At 73.5% G+C, this 899-nt stretch carries 1 protein-coding gene; it reads left to right on the top strand.

The genetic code is table 11. The features are described 5' to 3' along the window. Positions 1-27 precede the first annotated feature (27 nt). On the top strand, positions 28-899 hold an 872-nt coding region (locus DEIPI_RS30525), incomplete at its 3' end, for an AAA family ATPase (protein ID WP_169737085.1).

Below are 899 nucleotides of genomic sequence, written 5' to 3' on the forward strand. Positions count from 1 at the left end.
GCGCCGCGCCCGGCGATGCCCCTGTCCGTGCTGCGACCCCCGCGTCTCGTGGGGCGCGAGCGGGAGTGGGCGGCGCTGGAGGACGCCTGGGCGCGCGGGCAGTTCATCATGGTGTCGGGCGAGCCGGGCGTCGGGAAGTCCCGGCTCGTGCGGGACTTCGCGGCGAGCAAGGGCGACATCCTCTTCCTGGAGGGCCGTCCCGGTGACGTGCAGGTGCCTTACAGCACCACGACCCGCAACCTGCGCCGCATCCTGGAGCGCCGCCCGGACGCGCTCGACCTGCTGCCCGGCTGGGTGCGCGAGGCGCTGTCGTCGCTGCTCCCTGAACTTGGCGGGACGGGCGACGCGGGTCACGGTGAGGCCCGCCTGCACGAGGCGGTGCAGATGCTGTTCGCCGTGGGGATGGACGGCATGGCCGCCGCCGTGTACGACGACATCCAGTTCGCGGACGACGCGTCGATCAGGACGGGCCTCGTGCTGATCTCGGCGGGCTTCCCGCTGGGTCGTCCGGGCGGCGTGCCGCACATGGTGTGCTGCTACCGGCGGGGGGAGCTGAGCGCCTTCACGGGCAGCGTGTTCGAGCGTCTGCGGGACGCCGGGCAGGGCGCCATCGTGGATCTCGATCCGCTGGGCGCGCGCGACGTGGAGGCGCTCGTCGCAGAACTGGCGCTGCCGGACATGCCGCGCTCGTTGCCCGCGCAGCTGACGCGCTTCACGGGCGGCAACCCGCTGTTCGTGCTGGAAACCGTGAAGAACCTGCTGGAGGACGGCGCGGCCGTTCAGGAGGGCGCGCTGCCCGTGCCGCAGAAGGTCGGGGAGCTCATCACGCGCCGTCTGGAACGGCTGCCGACGGCGGCCCTGCAGGCGGCCCGCGCGGCGGCGGTCCTCGCGAGCGACTT

Origin of the sequence: Deinococcus pimensis DSM 21231 (genome assembly GCF_000519345.1) — a bacterium.
In the GTDB taxonomy this organism is placed as follows: Bacteria; Deinococcota; Deinococci; order Deinococcales; family Deinococcaceae; genus Deinococcus_A; species Deinococcus_A pimensis.